Below are 19812 nucleotides of genomic sequence, written 5' to 3' on the forward strand. Positions count from 1 at the left end.
CTCATGACTTCCAGGCGGTGCAGTAAGGACAAGGGACATACCGTCTCGTTTCCTTAGGTGCTGACATCAGTGATCTTCAGAGGCCAGGAAGCCAAAGCGCGATTTGCGGAAACAGGACCAGCAAAGCGACGAGCAGAAGCGAGCAGCCGATAAAAGGGAACGCTGACGTGTAGATTGTGCGCATCGTTGTTCCCGGTGGCGCAACACCTTTCATGACAAACAGCAGCAACCCGAACGGCGGGGTGGTGAAGCTGATTTCCAACGCAAGCAGCATGATGAGCCCGAACCAAACAGGGTCGTAGTCGAGGCTCAAGGCGAGTGGAAAGAATATCGGAACGGTCAGGAGCATCATGGAAATCTGCTCCATGAACATGCCCAGCAACAGCAGGACCGCAAACATCACCATCAACATCGCGAGTGGTGCAAGATCAAAGGAAATTGCCCAGTTGACGAGCCCGCGCGAGGCTCCCGAGAAGGCCAGCAGCTGGCTGAAAGTCGCTGATCCGAACACGATCAGGTAAGCCATCAAGGTGACCTTGAGTGCACCGGTCACGGACTTGCGCATTGCCTCCCACGTCAGGCAGCGAAACACCGCTGCCAGCACCAGGACACCGAGCGCACCGAAGGCTGCCGCCTCTGAGGGCGTCACGAAACCGGTGATCATGAGGATGATGATGACAACCATCACGCCTACCATCGGGACCACTTCACGCAGGAGCAGCGTGATCTTGCTCAAAAAAGACAAGGGTTCTACGTCGTAGGCCGGCGCCGCGGAGGGGTCCAGTCTGGTCTGGAGCCAGATGGTACCGATGTAAAATGCAGCCAGGATCAGGCCCGGCAAGACGCCGGCGATGAGAAGGGCACCGACATCGATCTGCGCCAGGGTGGCAAGCAGAACCGCAAGCGCCGAGGGCGGGATGATGATTGCGAGGCCGCCGGTTCCAAGAATGGGACCGATGCTCATGTGTGATTTGTAGCCGCGCTGGCTCATCTCGGGAACCATCAATGATCCGAGCAGGGCCGTGGAACCCATGGATGACCCTGACAGGGTGGAAAAGGCGGTTCCACCCAGAACAGTGACGTAGCTTAATCTTCCCGACAGCCTGCCGAGCAGCTTGTCGATCGCATTGAACATGCGGCCACCCAGGCCTGTGTGAAAAAAGATTTCACCCATCAGCAGAAACAGCGGGATGGGAACAAGCGCGAATTTGGTCAATGACCCCAGGCCATTGTTCAGGAGCTGGCCAATGCCACGCTCGCCGCCCATGAACACCCAGGCACCGATGATATTGGCAGCGAGAAAGGCCAGTGCCACCGGCATGCCCATTGCCATGAGAAAGACGATGACACCCAGAAGCAGGGCGAGCGCTTCATACCACTCCATTATTCGTGGATCCCCGCATCACCGGTATGCAGCAGGTCGGAGCCGACGACGAAGCGCATGAATTCCACCGCCATGAGGCCGAAACTGAGGGGGAACGTGATCGTCAGAAGCCAGCGGGGGTAGTAATAGGCGCGGGTGTCGTAGTCGCCCCGTTCAATGTTTTTCAGGAACAACTCCAGCCCCTTCCACGCGAGGATGACGCACACGAGAACGCAGGTAAACGCGACCAGCCGGCTGACAACGCGCCGGGAACCTTCCGGCAACGCTGATGTGACCAGTTCTATATGAACATGACCCTTTTCCCTCACGAGCCAGGGTGCGCCGAGCATTGTCATGTAGAGCAGCCCGTATTCGGATGACGTGAACAGCCAGGCAAAAGGTTGCAGGCCAAGGTTCCGCATCAGAACCGATACCACCACGGAAACCATCAGCCAGACCAGCGTGGCCCCGGCGATCACCGCCATGGCATCAATCAGCGAGCTGTAGATCCTGGAGACAAAAGTCATTCGAAAGCCTCGGGGTGCGACAGATCAGGCCCGCCAAGTTGGCGGGCCAGTCATGCATTCAATTTGCGGCGTTCAAATCGTAGAACAACTCAATCAGCTTGTCGTAATTGTCTGTTCCACCTGGTTGATCCGCCATCAGGCCTTTCATCCGCTCCCAGGTTTTTTCACGTGCGGCCGCCAGGTAGTTGGCTTTTGCGTCACCTTCCAGCGAGACTACTGTCATGCCTGCTGCGTCAAGCGCGGCAAAATCCTCGTCCCGCTTGGCCCTCAGTGCCGCGACGCTGTCCTTTTCATGCTGGATCGCAACATCCTGCAGAATTTTCTTGGACTCGTCGGACAGCGAATTCCACTTTTCAAGGTTGATGATCACGCCCAGATCGGTCGAAAAGAAACATGGCTCGATACGGTAGTTCAGGAACTCGTTCCATTTCAGGTCGATTAGCCCGATTTGCGTCCAGCCGGTCGCGTCAACGACCCCGCGTTGCAGCGCGGAATAGACTTCACCCGTCGGCAAGTCGATAACCTGTGCGCCGAGATAGTTGGTGAAAAATGCGTTGTAGACGTTGTTGCCGCGCAGTTTCAGGCCTTCGACTTCGAGATTGCCGCTCTCGTCGAAGGTCGGCGCGTTGCGGGTCCAGAGATTGTAGCAAACGCCGCTGTCGAACCAGCCGAGATACTTCAACCCCATCTTTTCCTGGTGGATCTGGTCGATAAGTTCAATGCCGCCATTTTCGCGGGTTTCGACGGCCGTCAGGTTTGAGGCGACCATTGCGTCTTTTTCCGGCAAAGCGCCGCCGTAGAAGGAACCTGGAGTGTAGACCATGTCGACGATGCCGTCCCGGACCGCATCTGGTTGCTGGAACATGCCAATCGCCTCGGGCCCACCACGCACCTCGATTTGCACAACTCCCTTACCGGCCTCGTTCACCTTGTCCACGAAGGAAAGGAAGCTCTTGGTGTAGATGAGAGTTTCCGGGAAAGCATGCACCGCGGTAACCGTGTCTTCCGCCTGCGCGGACACATTCAACAGTGTCGATCCGGCCATGAGGCCAGCCAGTAAAATCCTCTTCATAGTCTCACTCCACTTTACAGGGTGGCTTTTGCCTTATCCCTCTGGTTCTCAGGCTGTAACCCTGATGCTGTTTGCTCTTGCGGTTTCAAGAGCCTCACACGTCCGCCGCCGGCCGGGACCAGGGCGCTGTCTGTTTCAGTTTTGTCTTGTGGTTTTCAATGTCCACCAGGTGCTGCATCGTCAGATCGATGTCGTCCCAGCCATTGATTAGTTTCTTCCGCCAGCTCGGATCGAGCGCGAACGGGACCTGAACGTTGCCTATGCTGAACTGTCCACGGTCCAGCGCGATCATCGAAAGTTCAGCACCATCTCCCAAACACCGGATCAGGAGGTTGAAGTCGTCATCGGACACGCGTGCGGGCAAAAGACCGTTGTTGACTGCGTTGCCTGCAAATATGTCGCCGAAGCTTGGAGCGAATACGGCCTTTATGCCGGCATCAACCAATGCATAAACGGCTGCCTCGCGCGACGAGCCGCTGCCGAAATTGCGCCCGGCGATCAGAATACTGGCGTGTCGGTGACGGTTCAGCGGGAAATGCGGATGATCCTCGCCGCTGGCGTCTTTGCGCAGATCGTGAAGCAGGAACCGGGCGTAGCCTTGACCGCGCGGTGTCGACATGAAGCGAGACGGAATCAACTGGTCCGTATCAACGTTGTGCAACGGAAATGCGATCGCGTGGCCATCATGTCTGCTCCAGCCCGGCATCACACCCTGCCTCCCTTGAGGAGTGGCCGAACGTCGGTAATTGTTCCGGTAACAGCGGCCGCGGCAACCATCGCCGGTGACATCAGATGTGTCAGCGCGCCTGGCCCCTGTCGGCCGCGGAAATTACGGTTCGTTGAGGATGCACAGCGCTTCCCGGGACCAACGACGTCTCCGTTCATGCCGACGCACATTGAACAGCCTGCGGCTGCCCATTCCAGTCCGGCTTCAATGAATATCCGGTCGAGGCCTTCCTGTTCGGCCTGCGCCTTGACTTGCGCCGATCCTGGCGAGACCAGACCGGGAACCTTGGCTTTTCGATCAATGAGCACTGCAGCAGCACTGCGCAGGTCTTCAATCCGGCCATTCGTGCAGGAGCCGAGAAACACCTGATCAACGGGTGTTCCTTCTATCGGGTCGCCTGCGGAAAGATGCATGTAGTCCAGGGAGTCACGAACCGCTTCCGCTTCGCCATTTGCAAATGTGTTTGGATCGGGAATCATGGACGTGACCGGAATAGCCTGTTCGGGGCTCGTACCCCAAGTGACAGTTGGCGCGATTTTGTCTGCGTCAATATGAATGTCCCGGTCGAATTCAGCTTCTGCATCCGTGTGCAAATGCCCCCACGCTTTTCGCGCCTCATCCCAGGCCTCGTTCCGGGGGGCGTGCGAGCGCCCCTCGAGATACAAAAATGTTGTTTCATCCGGCGCAATCAGGCCGAAGCGCGCACCACCTTCGATCGAAAGGTTGCAAAGTGTCATGCGGCCTTCCATCGAAAGTTCACGGACGGCGCTGCCGGCATATTCGATCGCGTGGCCCTGTGCGCCGTCCGCACCAAGTCCGGCGATCCAGTTCAGCGCGATATCCTTGGCACTGACGCCTGGACCAAGTTTTCCGTCGATGTGCATACGCATGGCTTTAGGCTTCTTCTGCCAGATCGTTTGCGTGGCCAGTACGTGGGCGACTTCGGTAGCGCCGATGCCGAAGGCGAGGGCTCCGAAGGCACCATGGGTGGATGTATGGCTGTCACCGCAATTGATCAGCAGGCCGGGAAGCGTCAACCCTTGTTCAGGTCCGACAACGTGGACAATTCCCTGTCCGGGATCGTCCAGATCGAAAAGACGCAAGTCGTGTTTCATCGCATTGTTGCGCAGGTTTTCGACCATGTAGCTGATCTGCGGGGCCGCAATCTGTGCACGGCGTCGGGTCGGCGCATAGTGATCGACCACAGCAAAGGTCAATTCGGGTTCGGCAACAGGCAGGCCACGTGATTCAATCCTGGCGAAGGCATGATGCGACCCTTCGTGCACCAGGTGGCGATCGACCCACAACAGGGACGACCCGTCTGCGCGCACCACGATTTCATGTGCAGACCAGAGCTTGTCCAGAAGTGTGCGCGGCACCGTCATGCAGGCTCACCAGGTGGTTTGCCGATGGCGGGTTCCCAGTGCCGCAAACTGCCGTCGCCCACTCGCGTGAGCGGCATTTCAAGCCGGAACATATCTGGCCGGTAAAGCCCCGACAGATATTCCACGCCATTGTCATTGACGTCTCGCACAACGCGTCGCAGGGACAGCAACGCAGAGCCAACGGCAATGCCAAGGGCTTCGGCGACATCCGGTCCCGCCAGAGTCGCTGAAACCGACTGATGTGCATCCTTTATCTGAACACCGCTGAGTTCCAGGAGCTTGAAAAGGGGTGTTGTTGCGAGATCGTTTTCAGAATAGTTCGCGGCAATGGCTGCTGGAACATAGGTCGTCAGGTGGGAAAAAGGTATTCCGTCGGTACTGCGCACGCGGGTCGCAATCTGTACCTGTTCCTTCGCCGCGAGCCTCAAGGCACTTGCGGCGAATTCGGGTGCTGCTCCGTAAGAAAATGAGAGGAGACGAGCCGTTGTGGATTGACCCATTTCGACAAGTTGCGGCATCAGGGTTGCCAGGTTCATCGCCATTGGCTTTCCCGGCTGGCCTGACGTTCGGACTGTTGTTCCGCTTCCGGCACGTCTCACCACGAGGCCTGCTGCAGCCAGAGCGTCCAGTGCTCGGCGGACGGTCACCCTGGATACTCCGAACAACTCAGCCAGTTTCTGTTCAGGAGGCAGGTTTTCACCGTCTTCCAGCCGCCCGTCTGCAATCTGGTCGCGCAGCGAGAGATAGACCTGGCGCGCCTTGGTTCCTTCCGGAAGCAGCGATTTTGCAGGCTTGTTCACGCCGGAATTCCTCCCTAATCCTTGTTCAATGTTATCGCCGGTTTTGAAAAGATCAAGCTTCTGTACGTTGTATTTGTTTTTTTCTGTATTAACAATACATCTGAATCTGTATTATAGATAATACAAATATCGAGAGGGAAGCTGGATGCCAATCGTTGAACTGCATCTGTTGCAGGGCTATGGATCTGAAGAAAAACGCCGGCTGCACGACGGATTGACAGATGCCGTTCGCCTTGTGGTACCCGCTCTGCCTGATGCGATTACCGTCCTGATCCACGAGATGGAACCCGACAACTATTCACGCGGGCGTAAGCATCGTGTTGGAGCGCCCGCCCTCAAGGATCCCGGCAATATCGTGAAACGCTATCTGAAGGCGATGGAAGCGCGTGACTTCGACTCGGCCCGATCAATGCTGGGCGAAGGGTTTTCGATGCAGTTCCCGGGAGCTGAACCCATGGCGAGCCTGAAGGAACTGCTCGACTGGGCAGGGCCCCGTTACCGCATCGTCAAAAAGACCTATGACGGATTTGATGTCATGCAAAGTTCCGGGCCGGAGGCCCTTGTCTACTGCCGGGGCAATCTGTCTGGCGAATGGCCAGACGGAACGGCATTTGACAGCATTCGATTTATCGACCGGTTTGAAATCGAGGGTGAAAAAATCATGAGACAGGATGTCTGGAACGACATTGCGGAAGCCAGGGCGAAGGCATGAGCGAGATTGATCCCATCACCTTGTCTGTCTTGTCTGGTCGAATGGAACAGATCGCGGACGAAATGGATGCGACCCTGTTTCGGGCCGCCTTCAATCCGATCATAGCCGAGGCGCATGACGCCAGCCACGGCCTCTATCATGCGGTCAGTGGCGACACGCTGGTTCAAGGCAAGTCCGGACTGCCGATTTTCGTCGGTGTGATGTCCTTTGCCGTAAAGGCGGTAATCGAAAAGGTGGCTGCCGACGGTGACTTGCAGGACGGTGACATCTTCATCTTCAACGATGCGCATATTGGTGGCACTCATCTGTCGGACATGCGACTGGTCCGCCCATATTTCCGGGATGGAGAGCTTTTCTGTTATCTCGCTTCCGTCGGACACTGGCATGATGTTGGCGGTGCAGTGCCCGGCAACTACAACCCGGCGGCCACAGATGTCTTTCAGGAGGCGTTTGTCCTTCCGCCTGTAAGGTTGGCTCGTGCCGGTGAGGTCAACCGGGACATTATCGATATTCTCCTGCGCAACACGCGTCTGCCTCAATCGGCGATGGGCGATCTGAACGGTCAACTCGGCGCGCTGGATCTGGGTGTCCGGCGCATGGACGAACTGTTGGATGAGTATGGAGCATCCACGATTACGGCTGCCTTGGATGCCCTCGGACACAGAGCGGAAGCCTTGATGCGAGCAGAGCTAGAAGCGATGCCCGACGGCCGATGGGAAGCGCTGGATTATCTCGACAACGACGGCATCACTGATGAACCGCTGGCAATTCGGGTCGGGCTGGAGATCAATGGTGACAGTATGACCCTGGATTTTGCCGGGTCCGCGCCGCAATGTGCAGGTCCGGTCAATATCGCGCTTCCAACGACGGTCGCGACAGCCTATGTCGCGATCAAGCATATCTTCCCGGGATTGCCTGCGAATGCGGGCGTGATGCGCCCGATTGAAGTCAAGGTGCCCGAAGGCTCGCTCCTTTCCGCGGAATTTCCAAGTCCGACTGGTGGATATACCGAGACGATCCTGCGGATGATCGATGTGATTTTCTCCGCCTTCGCCAAAGTTGCCCCGGACCGCGTTGTTGCCAATGCCTATGGTACGATCAATGCCCTGTCGATCGCGGGCAAACGCAGCAATGGGCAGCCATGGGTCATGTTCAGTTTTTACGGGGGCGGCCATGGCGGTTCTCTCGAAGGCGATGGTCTCAATCATGGCAACGCGCCTATTTCAACGGCCACGATCCCGCCGATGGAGATACTTGAAGCCGCTTATCCGGTCATGTTCCGGCAATGGGCGCTGCGGCCCGACAGCGCGGGGGCGGGCAAGCATCGTGGCGGCCTGGGTGCTATCTACGAAATTGAGGTTCTTGAAGAAAATGGCGCCGAGGCCTTTTTGTTTGGCGAGCGCGGGCGCTTTGCCCCCAAAGGCATTGTCGACGGACAAGACGGTGCGATGAACAGGTTTTCCTATGAGCAGGACGATGATTGGAAAGTGCCGCCTCTGGCTTCAAAGATGCGCGGCATCAAATTGCGGCAGGGTCAGGCGGTGAGACTGGAAACACCTGGCGGCGGCGGATATGGCAAAACCGAAGACAGGGCTGCGGAAAACGTTGCAAGCGATGTTGCGCGAGGTTTTGTCGATGCCGAAAGGGCCGATCAACTCTATGGCACCGCCTGGCGGGAGATTTCTATATGACCGGGCGCATGGTGGGCGTTGACGTTGGCGGTACATTCACGGATGTCTTTGTCCTCAACGAGGCCGACGGTACCGCGTCCGTGGCCAAGGTGCCGACGACACGTCCGGATCAGTCAGGCGGGTTTCTCGAGGGCATCTCGCAACTGGGATCGGATTTTTCGAAACTGTCGGTTGTTGTTCACGGGACGACCGCCGGTACCAACGCACTGCTCGAGCGCAAGGGTGCAGTCACCGGTGTCATCTGCACGCAAGGTTTGCGTGACGTGTTGGAAATGCGCCGCCGCGACCGACCCAGAACCTGGGGCTTGCGCGGTGATTTCGAGCCTGTTGTCGATCGGCGGAACCGGCTCGAAGTCCCGGAGCGAACCTTGGCAGATGGAACAATCCGCACGCCTGTTGATCTGGAGGCCGTCCGCGTTGCGGCCAAAACATTGCACGACCAGGGGTGCAAGGCCGTGGCGATCCTGTTTGCCAATGCATATGCCAATCCGGCAAATGAGCAAGCGGCTGTCGCGGCGGTGCGCGAGATCTGGGCAAACCCCCATGTCTCGGCCTCATCGGAGATACTGCCCGAAATTCGCGAATTCGAACGCTTTTCGACCACAGCACTGAATGCCTATCTTCAGCCGGAAGTGTCTGGTTATCTGGACCGGCTTGAACGAGCGCTGAATTCACGCGGATTCGACGGTGAATTCATGATCGTACAATCCAATGGCGGGGTCATGGCCGTGGAAACGGCTTGCCGTCTTCCGGTGCGAACGGCTCTTTCCGGACCGGCAGCGGGTGTTATCGCCGCTGGATATATCGCATCGTCTGCTGGCTTCGAAAACGTGATAACGGGCGATATGGGGGGCACCAGCTTCGATGTTTCCCTGATAGCCGGCGGACACTCCATGTTGTCTCCGCAAACATCCATTGATTTCGGCATGGTTGTACGGACACCGATGATCGAGATCACGACGATCGGCGCCGGTGGTGGCTCCATCGCCTGGGTTGACAAGGGAGGGTTGCTCAACATCGGACCGGAGAGCGCTGGATCGGATCCAGGCCCGGTTGCCTACGGTCTGGGAAACACGCGACCGACGGTAACTGACGCCAATGTGGTTCTGGGTCGGATCGACCCTGACAATCCGATCGGCGGGAAACTGAAACGGCTCGATGTTGACGCCGCACGCGAGGCTATCGACCGGCATGTTGGTTCTCCGCTCGATCTTGGAACAGTTCAGGCTGCAGAGGCGATTCTTCGGGTCGCCAATTCGCGCATGGCCGGGGCCATCCGGCTCGTCAGTATCGAGCGCGGCTTCGATCCCAAGCATTTCGCCTTCATGCCGTTTGGCGGCGGAGGGGCCTTGCATGCTGGGGCGATGCTGAAAGATGTCGGAATCGCACGCGCGCTCGTCCCGCGCTACCCGGGTGTCACATCCGCCATGGGATGCGTGATTGCGGATATGCGCCAGGATTTCGTGCAGACGATCAATTCGCTTGTGGCAACGCTCGATGAAAGCGCGCTCGGTGACTTCATGCAGGCGCATGTGGACCAGGGACTGGCTCTTCTCGAAGCGGCCAGGGCAACCTTTGAAGCGCGTGATTTGAGCTTCGAGTTGGATATGGCCTATATCGGCCAGACGCACACGGTCTCCGTGCCAATGAATGTCCTGACAGAAAGCAGCAATGTCATTCCCCCCACACGAGCGGACATCGAAAAGGCGTTCGACGCTGCCTACAAGGCGACATTCGGGCGACTGCTGGAGAATGGTGTTAGGCGGATCATAAATCTGCGCAGTTCGGTCACCGGTATGCGCCCCAAGTTCGATCTTCGGAGCCTTGCCCCCGAAACGACGGATCCTGCCGTTCCGAGAGCCACACGCCAGGTACACTTTGAAGAATCGTGGCTCGAAACGGAGATCTTCGACCGACTGGCGCTTCCCGTTGGAACCGTGATCAAGGGACCGGCGATTCTGGAACAGCCTGACACCACCGTGCTTGTCGAGCCGGATCTGCAAGCGCGGGTCGATGCATTCGGCAATACCATAATCGAACCTTTGGGGGATCAGTCATGAGCGAGCCGAGAACTTGGGACCATAGAAGGACGGCGCTCCTGACGATCGACCTGCAAAATGACTTTATCCATCCCGCGGGTGCTTATGGACGCGCCGGACAAAGGGCGGACAGCATCGCAGATCTACCCGGCCGGATTGCTCCACTTGCAAGAGCGATCCGCAAGCGGGGCGGTCACTACATTTCTGCCCAGTTCACACTTGTACCCGATGCCAGTGGCGCCCCTTTGATCGCACCCCATCTCAAGAAGCTGCGCCCGTTTCTCGGAAAAGGGGACTTTGCACCCGGCAGTTTCGGCAACACATTGGTTGACGAACTCTATCCCGCCGATTTTGTGATCGAGAAGGTCGCCTATTCGGCCTTCTATCAGACCCGGCTGGAATTCATCATGCGTGCAGTCGGCATCGATACACTGATCGTAGGCGGCATTGTTACCAACGGCGGAGTGGCCTCGACGCTTCGGGATGCACACTTGCGCAACATCGATACGGTTCTGCTTACCGATGGCAGTGCCGCATTCGACAGCGAGGTCCATGACGCAACACTTCTGTCGCTGGCGACCGTCACCGGTCAGATGACATGCGTTGAAGCGCTGGATTGGCTGGAGCAAGCATCATGAGCCTGAAAACACGACTTCAACAGAAGACAATTCTGGTGGCACCGGGAGTCTATGACGGCTTGACCGCGTCGATGGCAACATCTGCCGGGTTCGAGGCGCTCTATCTGAGTGGGGCAGCGGTGTCCTACACTCGCCTCGGCCGTCCTGATATCGGCCTCACCTCGGTGACAGAGATGACAGAGACCATGGCTCTTATTGCAGATCGCACGGACCTGCCTGTGATAATTGACGCCGATACCGGTTTCGGCAATGCGCTCAACGCTCAACGGACCTTGCGCCTTTATGAGCGGGCAGGTGCTTCGGCGATGCAGATCGAAGATCAGACTTATCCGAAAAGGTGCGGTCATCTTGCGGACAAGTCACTCATCCCGGTTAGTGAAATGGCCGGAAAGGTGAGGGCGATGGCCGATGCGCGAAACTCGGATGAAACGTTGATCATTGCCAGGACAGATGCCATTGCGGTTGAAGGGTATCAGGCGGCGATTGATCGCGCAGAAAGCTATCTTGAGGCCGGTGCCGATGTGCTCTTCATTGAAGCGCCGCAGTCACGAGAACAACTTTCGGGTATTGCCCTGAATTTCGAAGGCAGAGTGCCCTTGCTGGCGAACATGGTCGAGGGTGGCGCGACACCGATAACAGGGGCAGAGGACCTGGAAACGCAAGGCTATTCGATCGTCATATTCCCGGGTGGTATTGTCCGCGCAATTGCGCGAACGGCAGGCGATTATTATGAAAGTCTGCGGAAAAACGGCAGCAATCGGCCTTTTGCTGACAGAATGTTCGATTTTGACGGTCTCAATGGAGTGATCGGAACGTCCGATATGCTTGCCAAGGGCGTAGCTTATGACCGAAACGAAAGCTGACGTCGCGCCCGCTCCAGACAACTTTGACCTTTCGTGCGAAACCCTGATTGTCGGGGCAGGGGCTGGTGGACTGGTTGCTGCACTCGCCGCACAGGAGGCGGGACAATCAGTGCTTGTGATCGAAGCCGACCCGGTGCCGAAAGGCTCAACTGCCCTGTCAGCCGGTCTGATACCGGCGGCTGGAACGAAGATACAGGCCAGCGCCGGGGTTGAGGATAATGCCATTGTGTTCGCGGCAGATATTCAGGCAAAGGCTGGCAACGAGAACGATCAGGCGCTTGTCAACCGGCTTGCCTGCAATTCAGCTCCCGTGATCGACTGGCTGAGCGAGACGTTCAATCTGCCATTTTCGCTGATAACAAATTTTGACTATCCGGGTCACAGTCGCAGCCGCATGCACGGCTTGCCGACCAGATCCGGTGTCGAACTGATAGATGCGCTCCGGGCAACTTGTGAGGCAGCCGGGATCGATATCGTTTGCGAGCGGCGCGCCGGTCGCTTGTTTATTGAAAACGGGCAGGTACGCGGCGTCGCCGTTATGCGGCCGGACGGTGGTGTCGAGACGATCGGTTGCGACAAGCTGGTTCTTGCCTGCAATGGCTTTGGAGGCAATCGCGAACTTGTGCACCGGTTCCTGCCGGAAATCGAAAACGGCCTTTGGTTCGGACACGATGGCAATCGGGGCGAGGCATTGCTCTGGGGGCAGGCCATAGGTGCCGGTCTTGCGCATCTGGGATCTTACCAGGGGCATGGTAATGTCGCTCAACCCCACGGTATTCTCATCACCTGGGCCGTCATCATGGAAGGTGGTGTGCAGGTCAACAACAAAGGCCGGCGTTTCTGGAACGAGGCCCAGGGGTATTCCGAAGCCGCACGCGTGGTGTTGTCGCAACCGGACGGAGAGGCGTTCGCAATCTTCGATGGCCGTATTGCCGGGATTGCAAGGCAATTCGAAGACTTCAAGCATGCCGAAGCTCTTGGAGCGGTCAAGCGAAACGATACGCTTAAGGGGCTTGCCTGTGACCTGGGTTTGCCGCCTGAATCCCTGGTGGAAACGGTTGCCTCCATTCCGTGGAACGGTGTCGACAACTTCAATCGAAAATTCGGAACCGAAGCTTTGCGCTCTCCCTATTGCGGTGTCCGGGTAACCGGCGCCCTTTTTCACACCCAGGGCGGACTTCTAACCGGCGAGGGAGCACGCGTCATCCACTCCGATGGATCGGGCTTTGCCAATCTTCATGCATGCGGCGGAGCGGCATGCGGTGTTTCAGGGCGAGGCGACAGGGGCTATCTTTCCGGAAACGGCCTGTTGAGTGCAGTGGTTCTCGGCAAGCTGGCGGGAGAAGCACCCACGGGATAGGTCATGACCAGTTGTTGTATCAAACGGAACGAGGCAACGAGCGGGTGTGCAATAGATGGTGCATGCCACGGATAGCGCGTACGCGAACGACCCGGACAGCTTACTCTGACGCAGAGGGCGATAACAGTTTAGTAGAACAGATTCGATCAGATAATTGTAATATAGAGGGAATTTCTGAAAATAGATCAATTTTTGTAAAATTTGCTCTTTAGCTCTCAACATGAAAATGTAAGAAATGCTTTTTGACTCTACATAGTCGATGTGAAGATCAATCACTGGAGCATTTGTAAAAAATGAGTGCAAAGAGTGTTCTTATTATTTTTCTATTGATTTTCTTTCAAGGCAGTGCACGCGTGCTGGCTTGCGTTGAGCCCGTTAGGTTTGAGGACACGCAAGAATATACGCTCTACAAAAGTATTGAAGCAGAATCCAATTCTCAAGACGAGCTATTTAGTAAGTTTGCTGAAGTAAGCGAATTGGGAGTAGCGTTGTTTGATTTCAGAAAATTTGTATCAAATTCTGAATACATGACCTTCAATGACATTGGAAATCTACGCGAGAAATGGATTGCAGGAGATAGTATTGTTTTACAACATTTTATTATGAATATTTTGCTCATGGAAACAGAGTATATTGTAAGCAATGAATATACAGATTTTTTAGAAGAAATTTTAACAAATAATAAGAAAAATTGTTGGATCGATGATGAGGAATTCAGTATAGAATTTTTAAAACACCTGCTTCGTTCGTCGAAATATTTTCCGGAAATCCCACCGCTTGAAGAGACTGTTTCTTTCTTAAGAGAACTGTCGCGGAACATGGGTGATAATGAAATATTGCAAAACTATTTCGACTTGTTGCGTCTGGGTGGATTCGACATGACAAAACAGGAGTTAAGTAAGTGGAGTGGAAGAAATTCTTCAGATGAATTTTGCAGTGGTGTTGCACACTGCATCGAGCAGATAAGAATTGAATTTGAAAATGTGAAAGAAGAGAACGCGAAAGTTACGAAAAGAAAAATGAGAAAGTTGGAATGCGAGGTCAACTATGTGAATTCTTTTGGAAATTCTGTCAGAATAGAATTGTGTTGATCGTAAATTTTTGCTTGAAATTGTGTAACTTCCCGGAATTCTTGTCTTTTTGCGCGCTTTAGAAAGATTTCGCGAATTACGTCCGACATGAGACCAAGAAGTAAGCTGGAAGATGAACGAATTTTGTATCTACCGACAAATCGCCCAGATTTCAGACTCAAAACATGAGCAAAAGCTTGCCTAGAGGCTGAAAGCGGACAGGAAATTGGTGCCGTTCCTTTCGTCTCGCGTTGCAATTCTTCGAATTTCCTTGAGCCTACCGAACTTCCTTTCGATGAAGGTTCTGCCTTTGTAAAGGTGTGGTGAGAAACAGGTCTTCATTTACGTGTTTTGAGGAGCGGGATGTTTGGACGAGAGCCCAGCGCTTTCACGGTCCTGCGGATACGATCGCTGCCGTAACCATTGTAGCTATGCAAAACACCTTTTGCCGGAACATGCGGCAAGAGTGCCTCTGCTCCGGTGAAATCTGAGACATTGGCACCGGCGAGGTGGAAGGCGATTGGCCTTCATTTGTTGTCGCTGAGCGCGTGGGTTGCGGTTCCCGGACCAACACGAACTCAGCCCTCAGCATTGACCAGAGTCCTTTTGGTCACCATGAGCGACCTGGTGCGTCCAAATTGCTGTACTGTCGATCATTACTTCAAACGTTCGGTCGCCGGTTTGGGACAGCGTGTTGACGATAACTGTCCAGACACCCTTCTCAGACCGCCGGACATAGCTATTCTAGAGTGTTTTCGTCGGTCCAAAGACACCTGGCACAACGACCTAACGACCTAACGACCTAACGACCCAACGACCGCTCGACTCAAGACTTGTATAATACCGCTGATCTTTCGCCGAGCATCGACGCGAACCTTGCCTCGTGTATCAGTAAGTAGAAGCGGTTGTAACTTTGAAAACTGCTCATCGCTGAGCCAGAAGAACCCATCAGATATCGACAAACGCCAGTTCAAGAGTTTGAACTTGGACTTCATCTGATTTGCTTAGCGACGATACGGTTCCAAAGCCTAGGCGGATAGCTGCGAGTTCAATAAGAGTCAGGGATTTTTCCTCTGTCCAAGTGTGCCACCGATGTGTTCAGGAAAACAGAGGGTGGGCTGCCCGCCGGCTACTGAGTATCTGTCGTCCGCTTCCGTCAGACGATGCCGCCACCAGCCCCAGAGACCTCCGGTCGCGTTTTTGCGACCGCGGCCCGGTAGCCGGAGGTGCGATAAGCGGAGACGGGATCGATGGCACCGTTTTTTTCAGCTCGCGCCATTGCCAGGATCGGTTCGACATCCGTGCGGAAGGCGCGTTTCAGCGTTGTTGTCGCCATCAGCGCATCATTGCTTTCCTGGTGTCCCTCAAGTGCCTGCCGGTCGACCAAAAATGCCTGGGCATAGGCGCGCTGGACCTCCATGGCACTGATCATCAGGCTTTCGATCGGATCGGTCACGTTGTGGGACTGGTCGAGCATATGCGCCGGATCGAAACCGGAAACATTGCGCGTCTCCGCATCCACGAGTTCGTTGAAGACCAGAAAGAGGCGGTAGGGATCGATGGACCCGGTATCGAGATCGTCGTCGCCGTACTTGCTGTCATTGAAGTGAAATCCGCCGAGCTTTCCGAATTGTATGAGGCGCGCAACGATCATTTCGATATTCACGTTGGGCGCGTGATGGCCAAGATCGACAAGGCAATATGCCTTGTCTCCGAGTTCCTGCGCGATCAGGTAGTTCGTCCCCCAGTCCTGAACCACGGTTGAATAGAAAGCCGGCTCGAAAATCTTGTGCTCGGTAAACAGCTTCCAATCGTCCGGCAGGGCGGAGTAGATCGTTTTGGTCGATTCCAGGTATCGCTCGAATTGCCTGATGAAATGGGTCTGGCCGGGAAAGTTCGCCCCGTCGCCAATCCAGATTGTCAATGCCTCCGAACCGATGGCTTTGCCGATCTCGATGCATTCAAGATTATGGTCAATCGCCTGGCGCCGGGTCGCCGCATCCGTGTGTGTCAGCGATCCGAACTTGTAGGAATGGGATTGGTTGTCCTGGTCCTGGAACGTATTGGAATTCATGGCGTCGAAACCGAGGCCGAGCGAAGCCGCCTTGTCTTTCAGGCTTGCCGGGTCTGCCTTGTCCCAGGGGATATGCAATGAAACCCGGGGTGTGGCCCGGGTGAGCTGCTGGATGACGGCACAGTCCTCAAGCTTGTCAAAGATGTGACGCGGTTCACCTTTCCCTGGAAAGCGGGCGAACCGCGTACCTCCGGTGCCAACGCCCCAGGAAGGAATCGCGACGCCGTACGCGGCAACCTTGTTCTTGATTTCTTCAATGGCAATTCCCCGGCGATCAAGTTGTTCTCCGAGTGCTTCATAGTCGCGCTTCAGCTCCGCCGAACGCGCATCGTTTTCCTGAGAAACAAGAGAGGCGTCGATCATGGTCATTGCTGTCTCTTTTACCGTGTGAAGGATTGAACGTTGCCGGCGTCGACATTGACGATATTGCCGGTCGACTTTGATGAGGCTTCAGACGCAAAGAAATAGGTCGCCTCGGCAATATCTTCCGGAAGGACGGACCGTTTCAGAAGCGACCTCTGCCGGTAGTGGTCCTCCAGTTCCGAAGTGTCCTTGCCATAGGCCTGCGCCCGTTCCTTCAGCCAGTCGCCAGACCAGATTTTCGAGCCGCGCAGGACAGCGTCCGGATTGACCACATTGACGCGGATGCCGTCCGGTGCACCTTCCAGTGCCAGGCAGCGCGCCAGATGAATTTCCGAAGCCTTTGCCGTGCAATAGGCACTCGCACCGGGTGAGGCTGCCAGGCCATTTTTCGACCCTATGAAGACAATGGAGCCACCCAGGTTCTGTGTTTTCATCATCTGAAACGCAGTGCGCGATACCAGAAAGTAACCCGTCGACAAGATGGACATGTTCAGGTTCCACAGATCCAGGGTGGTTTCCTCGATCGGGGCGGAGGAGGCAATACCGGCATTGGACACCAGAAGATCAATGCCGCCAAACTCCATGGCCGCAGCCACAAATGCCTGCGCAACAGCGTCTTCTTTGGTCACATCCATCACGACGGTGCGCACGACATCCCGTGAATGCCGTGCAATCAGGGTGTCCGCCGTACGTGTCAGTGCCTCCTCATCGATGTCGGCGAGTACGACACAGGCTCCTTCGCGCAAGAACCGTTCAGCCGTTGCCGAGCCGATACCGCCGGCCCCTCCGGTGACGAGCGCGATCTTGCCAGCGAGGCTCTTGGGTTGCGGCATGCGTTGCAGCTTTGCTTCTTCAAGGAGCCAGTATTCGATGTCGAAGGCTTCCTGTTCCTGTAACCCGCAATAGGTGGAAACACTCGACGCACCGCGCATCACGTTGATGGCGTTGGTGTAGAATTCTCCGGAAATTCGGGCAGTAGCCTTGTCCTTGGCAAAGGTAATCATGCCGACACCTGGCACAAGGTAGACAACCGCGTTCGGATCACGAAGGGCAGGGCTGTCGTCGTGGCGGCAGCGCTCATAATAGGCCGAATAGTCCTTGCGATATGCATCTATCGCTTCTTCAAGCCCGGTCAGTGTCCTGTCCACGTCTGGTTTTGCGGGATCGAATGCAACGACCAGCGGCCGGATCTTTGTGCGCAGGAAGTGGTCCGGGCAACTGGTGCCGAGCGCCGCAAGGGTCTCCATATCGCTGGAACAGATGAATTCGAGCACGGCGTCGCTGTCGTCGAAATGACCGACCATGTGTTGCTTGCCTGATATCATTCCCCGAATGGCCGGCATCAGCCGTGCGGCAACCGCGCGACGGTCGGCCGGGGCAAGGGCCCTGTGCTTCAAACCGCCGAACGCGTCAACGCCATCCGTCTTATTTTCAAACCAGGCGATTGCGCTGTTGATGATTTCAAGCGTTGTCTCATAGCAGTCTCTTGCATCGTCGGCCCACGTGAAAAGGCCGTGGCTTTCCAAAACGACACCACGTGCGTCTGGGTTCTCAAGACAGAATTTTTCAAGCCAGAGTCCGAGTTCGTAACCAGGCCGCTTCCAGGGAAGCCAGCCTATGTCGTCACCGAATATCTCCTGTGTGATCGCCTTGCTGTCGCTGGCGGCTGCAATCGCTATGATGGCGTCCGGGTGCATGTGATCAACGTGTTTTTTCGGAACATAGGCATGCAGGGGCGTGTCGATCGACGCTGCGCGCGAATTGAGATTGAACGTGCAGTGAGGTAGATAGCCGACCATCTCGTCTTCAAAGTCAACGCCGCGGTATAGCCCTTTAAGCGCATGCAGTTTTTCCATGTAGAGCGTCGCAAATCCATCCATTTTGATCGTGCCGACATCTCCGCCCGATCCCTTTACCCAAAGGACTTCCGCCGTCTGGCCGGTCAGAGGATCCGTCTCCATGGCCTTGGCGGACGTGTTGCCGCCGCCATAGTTGGTGATGCGCTTGTCAGAACCGAGAAGATTGGACCGGTAAAGCAAAAGTTCCGGGTCATTCATGCCAGATGCTTTCCCCTTGTCCCAAAGATTTTCAAGTCGGGACCCGGCCGTGGAATTCAACATCATGTCCTCCCAGTATATGCCTGACGGCATTTGCGTGTTTCGCTAAATCCTCGCTTGAACCAACCCTCATGTCAATCAAAAACGCGCAAAATCAGTCATATTGCACTGCAAAATGATCAAATATGATGTTTGGTGATTGACAATGAGTGATTTTGGTGAAAACGTTTGATGACTGGGAGGACTGCATGCACGAAAAAGAACGTCACAGGATCATACTATCCGCGGTTCAGGATCGTCCGGTCGTGACGGTGCAGGAGCTCGTGGCATTGACCGGGGCTTCTGAGGCGACCATACGCCGGGATATTGCACAGCTGCATATGCAGCAGAAGCTTCGCCGAGTGCGTGGTGGCGCGGAATCGATCCACCCGCCGCAATTTGTCGGGTTGGCCGGACGACCGTTCAGCGTCAATGAGACAATCAATATTGCTCAAAAACGTGCAATTGCGCTGAAGGCAGTCGAGCTGTGCGAGGACGGTGATGCGATCATCATAAACGGCGGCACCACGACATTTCAGATGGTGCATCCGCTTGCGACCAAACGGTTGCAGGTGTTCACGAATTCATTTCCGATTGCTGAGCATCTTCTGAAGAATTCAAAAAACACCATCATGCTTTCCGGTGGAGTGATCTACCGGGAACAGAATATCATTCTCAGCCCGTTTGATAACGATGTGACGCGTAATTTCTATGCGAGCCGCATGTTCATGGGTGCGCAGGGCCTTGGTGCGCTCGGCCTCATGGAAGCGGATCCTTTGCTCATTCAGGCCGAACAGAAACTGATCGGTCAGGCTGACGAACTGGTTGTCCTCGCGGACAGCTCGAAATTCAGTGCAAGGTCGAGCCTGATCCTGTGCCCGCTCGATCGCATTTCCACCGTCATCACGGATGACCGGATGCCCGACAGCGCAGCCAGCATGCTCGAACAGGCAGATATCAAGGTGATTGTTGCGGACGTCAGTGCCGCACAGACCAAGGCGACCTCTAACGGGTAGCCGACTTTCTGCCGGA

At 55.7% G+C, this 19812-nt stretch carries 16 protein-coding genes and 1 pseudogene; 8 read left to right on the forward strand and 9 right to left on the reverse strand.

Going from position 1 to position 19812, the window contains the following annotated elements; genetic code table 11:
• Window positions 1-76: 76 nt before the first annotated feature.
• From LA5095_RS28600 to LA5095_RS28625, 6 genes are all read right to left on the reverse strand, one after another.
• On the reverse strand, window positions 77-1384 hold the full coding sequence (locus tag LA5095_RS28600; protein ID WP_055121227.1) for a TRAP transporter large permease: 1308 nt from the start codon (window positions 1382-1384) through the stop codon (window positions 77-79).
• Window positions 1384-1890: a TRAP transporter small permease gene (locus tag LA5095_RS28605; protein WP_055121228.1), complete on the reverse strand. Its 507-nt coding sequence runs from the start codon at window positions 1888-1890 to the stop codon at window positions 1384-1386. The genes LA5095_RS28600 and LA5095_RS28605 overlap by 1 nt, the downstream gene beginning before the upstream one ends.
• A 58-nt stretch (window positions 1891-1948) precedes the next feature.
• Window positions 1949-2962 carry a TRAP transporter substrate-binding protein DctP gene (gene dctP, locus LA5095_RS28610; RefSeq protein WP_055121229.1) on the reverse strand — a complete coding sequence of 338 codons (1014 nt, stop codon included), beginning with the start codon at window positions 2960-2962 and terminating at the stop codon, window positions 1949-1951.
• 94 nt (window positions 2963-3056) lie between these two features.
• Window positions 3057-3668, reverse strand: coding sequence for a 3-isopropylmalate dehydratase small subunit (gene leuD / locus LA5095_RS28615; protein ID WP_055121230.1), 612 nt, complete (start codon window positions 3666-3668; stop codon window positions 3057-3059).
• Window positions 3668-5074: a 3-isopropylmalate dehydratase large subunit gene (leuC, locus tag LA5095_RS28620; RefSeq protein WP_055121231.1), complete on the reverse strand. Its 1407-nt coding sequence runs from the start codon at window positions 5072-5074 to the stop codon at window positions 3668-3670. The genes leuD and leuC overlap by 1 nt, the downstream gene beginning before the upstream one ends.
• Window positions 5071-5874 carry a GntR family transcriptional regulator gene (locus LA5095_RS28625; protein WP_055121232.1) on the reverse strand — a complete coding sequence of 268 codons (804 nt, stop codon included), beginning with the start codon at window positions 5872-5874 and terminating at the stop codon, window positions 5071-5073. The genes leuC and LA5095_RS28625 overlap by 4 nt, the downstream gene beginning before the upstream one ends.
• A 145-nt stretch (window positions 5875-6019) precedes the next feature.
• On the opposite strand from LA5095_RS28625, the gene LA5095_RS28630 reads away from it, so the two are divergent.
• From LA5095_RS28630 to LA5095_RS28660, 7 genes are all read left to right on the forward strand, one after another.
• On the forward strand, window positions 6020-6586 hold the full coding sequence (locus LA5095_RS28630) for a tautomerase family protein (protein WP_055121233.1): 567 nt from the start codon (window positions 6020-6022) through the stop codon (window positions 6584-6586).
• Window positions 6583-8277, forward strand: a complete 1695-nt coding sequence (locus tag LA5095_RS28635) for a hydantoinase B/oxoprolinase family protein (RefSeq protein ID WP_055121234.1) — start codon at window positions 6583-6585, stop codon at window positions 8275-8277. Before LA5095_RS28630 ends, LA5095_RS28635 begins: the two co-directional genes overlap by 4 nt.
• Window positions 8274-10337 (forward strand): hydantoinase/oxoprolinase family protein, encoded by a 2064-nt coding sequence (locus LA5095_RS28640; protein WP_055121235.1) that lies wholly within the window; start codon window positions 8274-8276, stop codon window positions 10335-10337. Before LA5095_RS28635 ends, LA5095_RS28640 begins: the two co-directional genes overlap by 4 nt.
• The gene (locus LA5095_RS28645; RefSeq protein WP_055121236.1) at window positions 10334-10954 is read left to right on the forward strand and encodes a cysteine hydrolase family protein; all 621 of its coding nucleotides are present in this window, start codon (window positions 10334-10336) and stop codon (window positions 10952-10954) included. Before LA5095_RS28640 ends, LA5095_RS28645 begins: the two co-directional genes overlap by 4 nt.
• Entirely contained in the window at window positions 10951-11817 is an 867-nt protein-coding gene (locus tag LA5095_RS28650; protein ID WP_055121237.1) for an isocitrate lyase/PEP mutase family protein, read from the forward strand. Before LA5095_RS28645 ends, LA5095_RS28650 begins: the two co-directional genes overlap by 4 nt.
• Window positions 11798-13177 (forward strand): FAD-dependent oxidoreductase, encoded by a 1380-nt coding sequence (locus LA5095_RS28655; protein ID WP_055121238.1) that lies wholly within the window; start codon window positions 11798-11800, stop codon window positions 13175-13177. The genes LA5095_RS28650 and LA5095_RS28655 overlap by 20 nt, the downstream gene beginning before the upstream one ends.
• A 293-nt stretch (window positions 13178-13470) precedes the next feature.
• The gene (locus LA5095_RS28660; protein WP_055121239.1) at window positions 13471-14268 is read left to right on the forward strand and encodes a hypothetical protein; all 798 of its coding nucleotides are present in this window, start codon (window positions 13471-13473) and stop codon (window positions 14266-14268) included.
• A 180-nt stretch (window positions 14269-14448) separates the two neighbouring features.
• On the opposite strand, the pseudogene LA5095_RS33580 reads toward LA5095_RS28660, so the two are convergent.
• From LA5095_RS33580 to LA5095_RS28670, 3 genes and pseudogenes are all read right to left on the reverse strand, one after another.
• A pseudogene (locus tag LA5095_RS33580) lies at window positions 14449-15203 on the reverse strand (IS5 family transposase).
• 200 nt (window positions 15204-15403) lie between these two features.
• Window positions 15404-16690, reverse strand: a complete 1287-nt coding sequence (rhaI, locus tag LA5095_RS28665) for an L-rhamnose catabolism isomerase (protein ID WP_055121240.1) — start codon at window positions 16688-16690, stop codon at window positions 15404-15406.
• An 11-nt stretch (window positions 16691-16701) separates the two neighbouring features.
• Entirely contained in the window at window positions 16702-18804 is a 2103-nt protein-coding gene (locus LA5095_RS28670; RefSeq protein ID WP_055391470.1) for a bifunctional rhamnulose-1-phosphate aldolase/short-chain dehydrogenase, read from the reverse strand.
• A 185-nt stretch (window positions 18805-18989) separates the two neighbouring features.
• On the opposite strand from LA5095_RS28670, the gene LA5095_RS28675 reads away from it, so the two are divergent.
• Window positions 18990-19796 (forward strand): DeoR/GlpR family DNA-binding transcription regulator, encoded by an 807-nt coding sequence (locus LA5095_RS28675; RefSeq protein WP_055391471.1) that lies wholly within the window; start codon window positions 18990-18992, stop codon window positions 19794-19796.
• Window positions 19797-19812 lie beyond the last annotated feature (16 nt).

This window comes from Roseibium album, assembly GCF_001404515.1.
GTDB classification, from domain to species: domain Bacteria; phylum Pseudomonadota; class Alphaproteobacteria; order Rhizobiales; family Stappiaceae; genus Roseibium; species Roseibium album.

Bases quoted from the DNA above. Each gene is read 5' to 3' on its own strand.
- LA5095_RS28600 (WP_055121227.1), bottom strand. From the start codon at position 1,384: ATGGAGTGGTATGAAGCGCTCGCCCTGCTTCTGGGTGTCATCGTCTTT.
- LA5095_RS28605 (WP_055121228.1), bottom strand. From the start codon at position 1,890: ATGACTTTTGTCTCCAGGATCTACAGCTCGCTGATTGATGCCATGGCG.
- dctP (WP_055121229.1), bottom strand. From the start codon at position 2,962: ATGAAGAGGATTTTACTGGCTGGCCTCATGGCCGGATCGACACTGTTG.
- leuD (WP_055121230.1), bottom strand. From the start codon at position 3,668: ATGCCGGGCTGGAGCAGACATGATGGCCACGCGATCGCATTTCCGTTG.
- leuC (WP_055121231.1), bottom strand. From the start codon at position 5,074: ATGACGGTGCCGCGCACACTTCTGGACAAGCTCTGGTCTGCACATGAA.
- LA5095_RS28630 (WP_055121233.1), top strand. From the start codon at position 6,020: ATGCCAATCGTTGAACTGCATCTGTTGCAGGGCTATGGATCTGAAGAA.
- LA5095_RS28635 (WP_055121234.1), top strand. From the start codon at position 6,583: ATGAGCGAGATTGATCCCATCACCTTGTCTGTCTTGTCTGGTCGAATG.
- LA5095_RS28640 (WP_055121235.1), top strand. From the start codon at position 8,274: ATGACCGGGCGCATGGTGGGCGTTGACGTTGGCGGTACATTCACGGAT.
- LA5095_RS28645 (WP_055121236.1), top strand. From the start codon at position 10,334: ATGAGCGAGCCGAGAACTTGGGACCATAGAAGGACGGCGCTCCTGACG.
- LA5095_RS28650 (WP_055121237.1), top strand. From the start codon at position 10,951: ATGAGCCTGAAAACACGACTTCAACAGAAGACAATTCTGGTGGCACCG.
- LA5095_RS28655 (WP_055121238.1), top strand. From the start codon at position 11,798: ATGACCGAAACGAAAGCTGACGTCGCGCCCGCTCCAGACAACTTTGAC.
- LA5095_RS28660 (WP_055121239.1), top strand. From the start codon at position 13,471: ATGAGTGCAAAGAGTGTTCTTATTATTTTTCTATTGATTTTCTTTCAA.
- rhaI (WP_055121240.1), bottom strand. From the start codon at position 16,690: ATGACCATGATCGACGCCTCTCTTGTTTCTCAGGAAAACGATGCGCGT.
- LA5095_RS28670 (WP_055391470.1), bottom strand. From the start codon at position 18,804: ATGTTGAATTCCACGGCCGGGTCCCGACTTGAAAATCTTTGGGACAAG.
- LA5095_RS28675 (WP_055391471.1), top strand. From the start codon at position 18,990: ATGCACGAAAAAGAACGTCACAGGATCATACTATCCGCGGTTCAGGAT.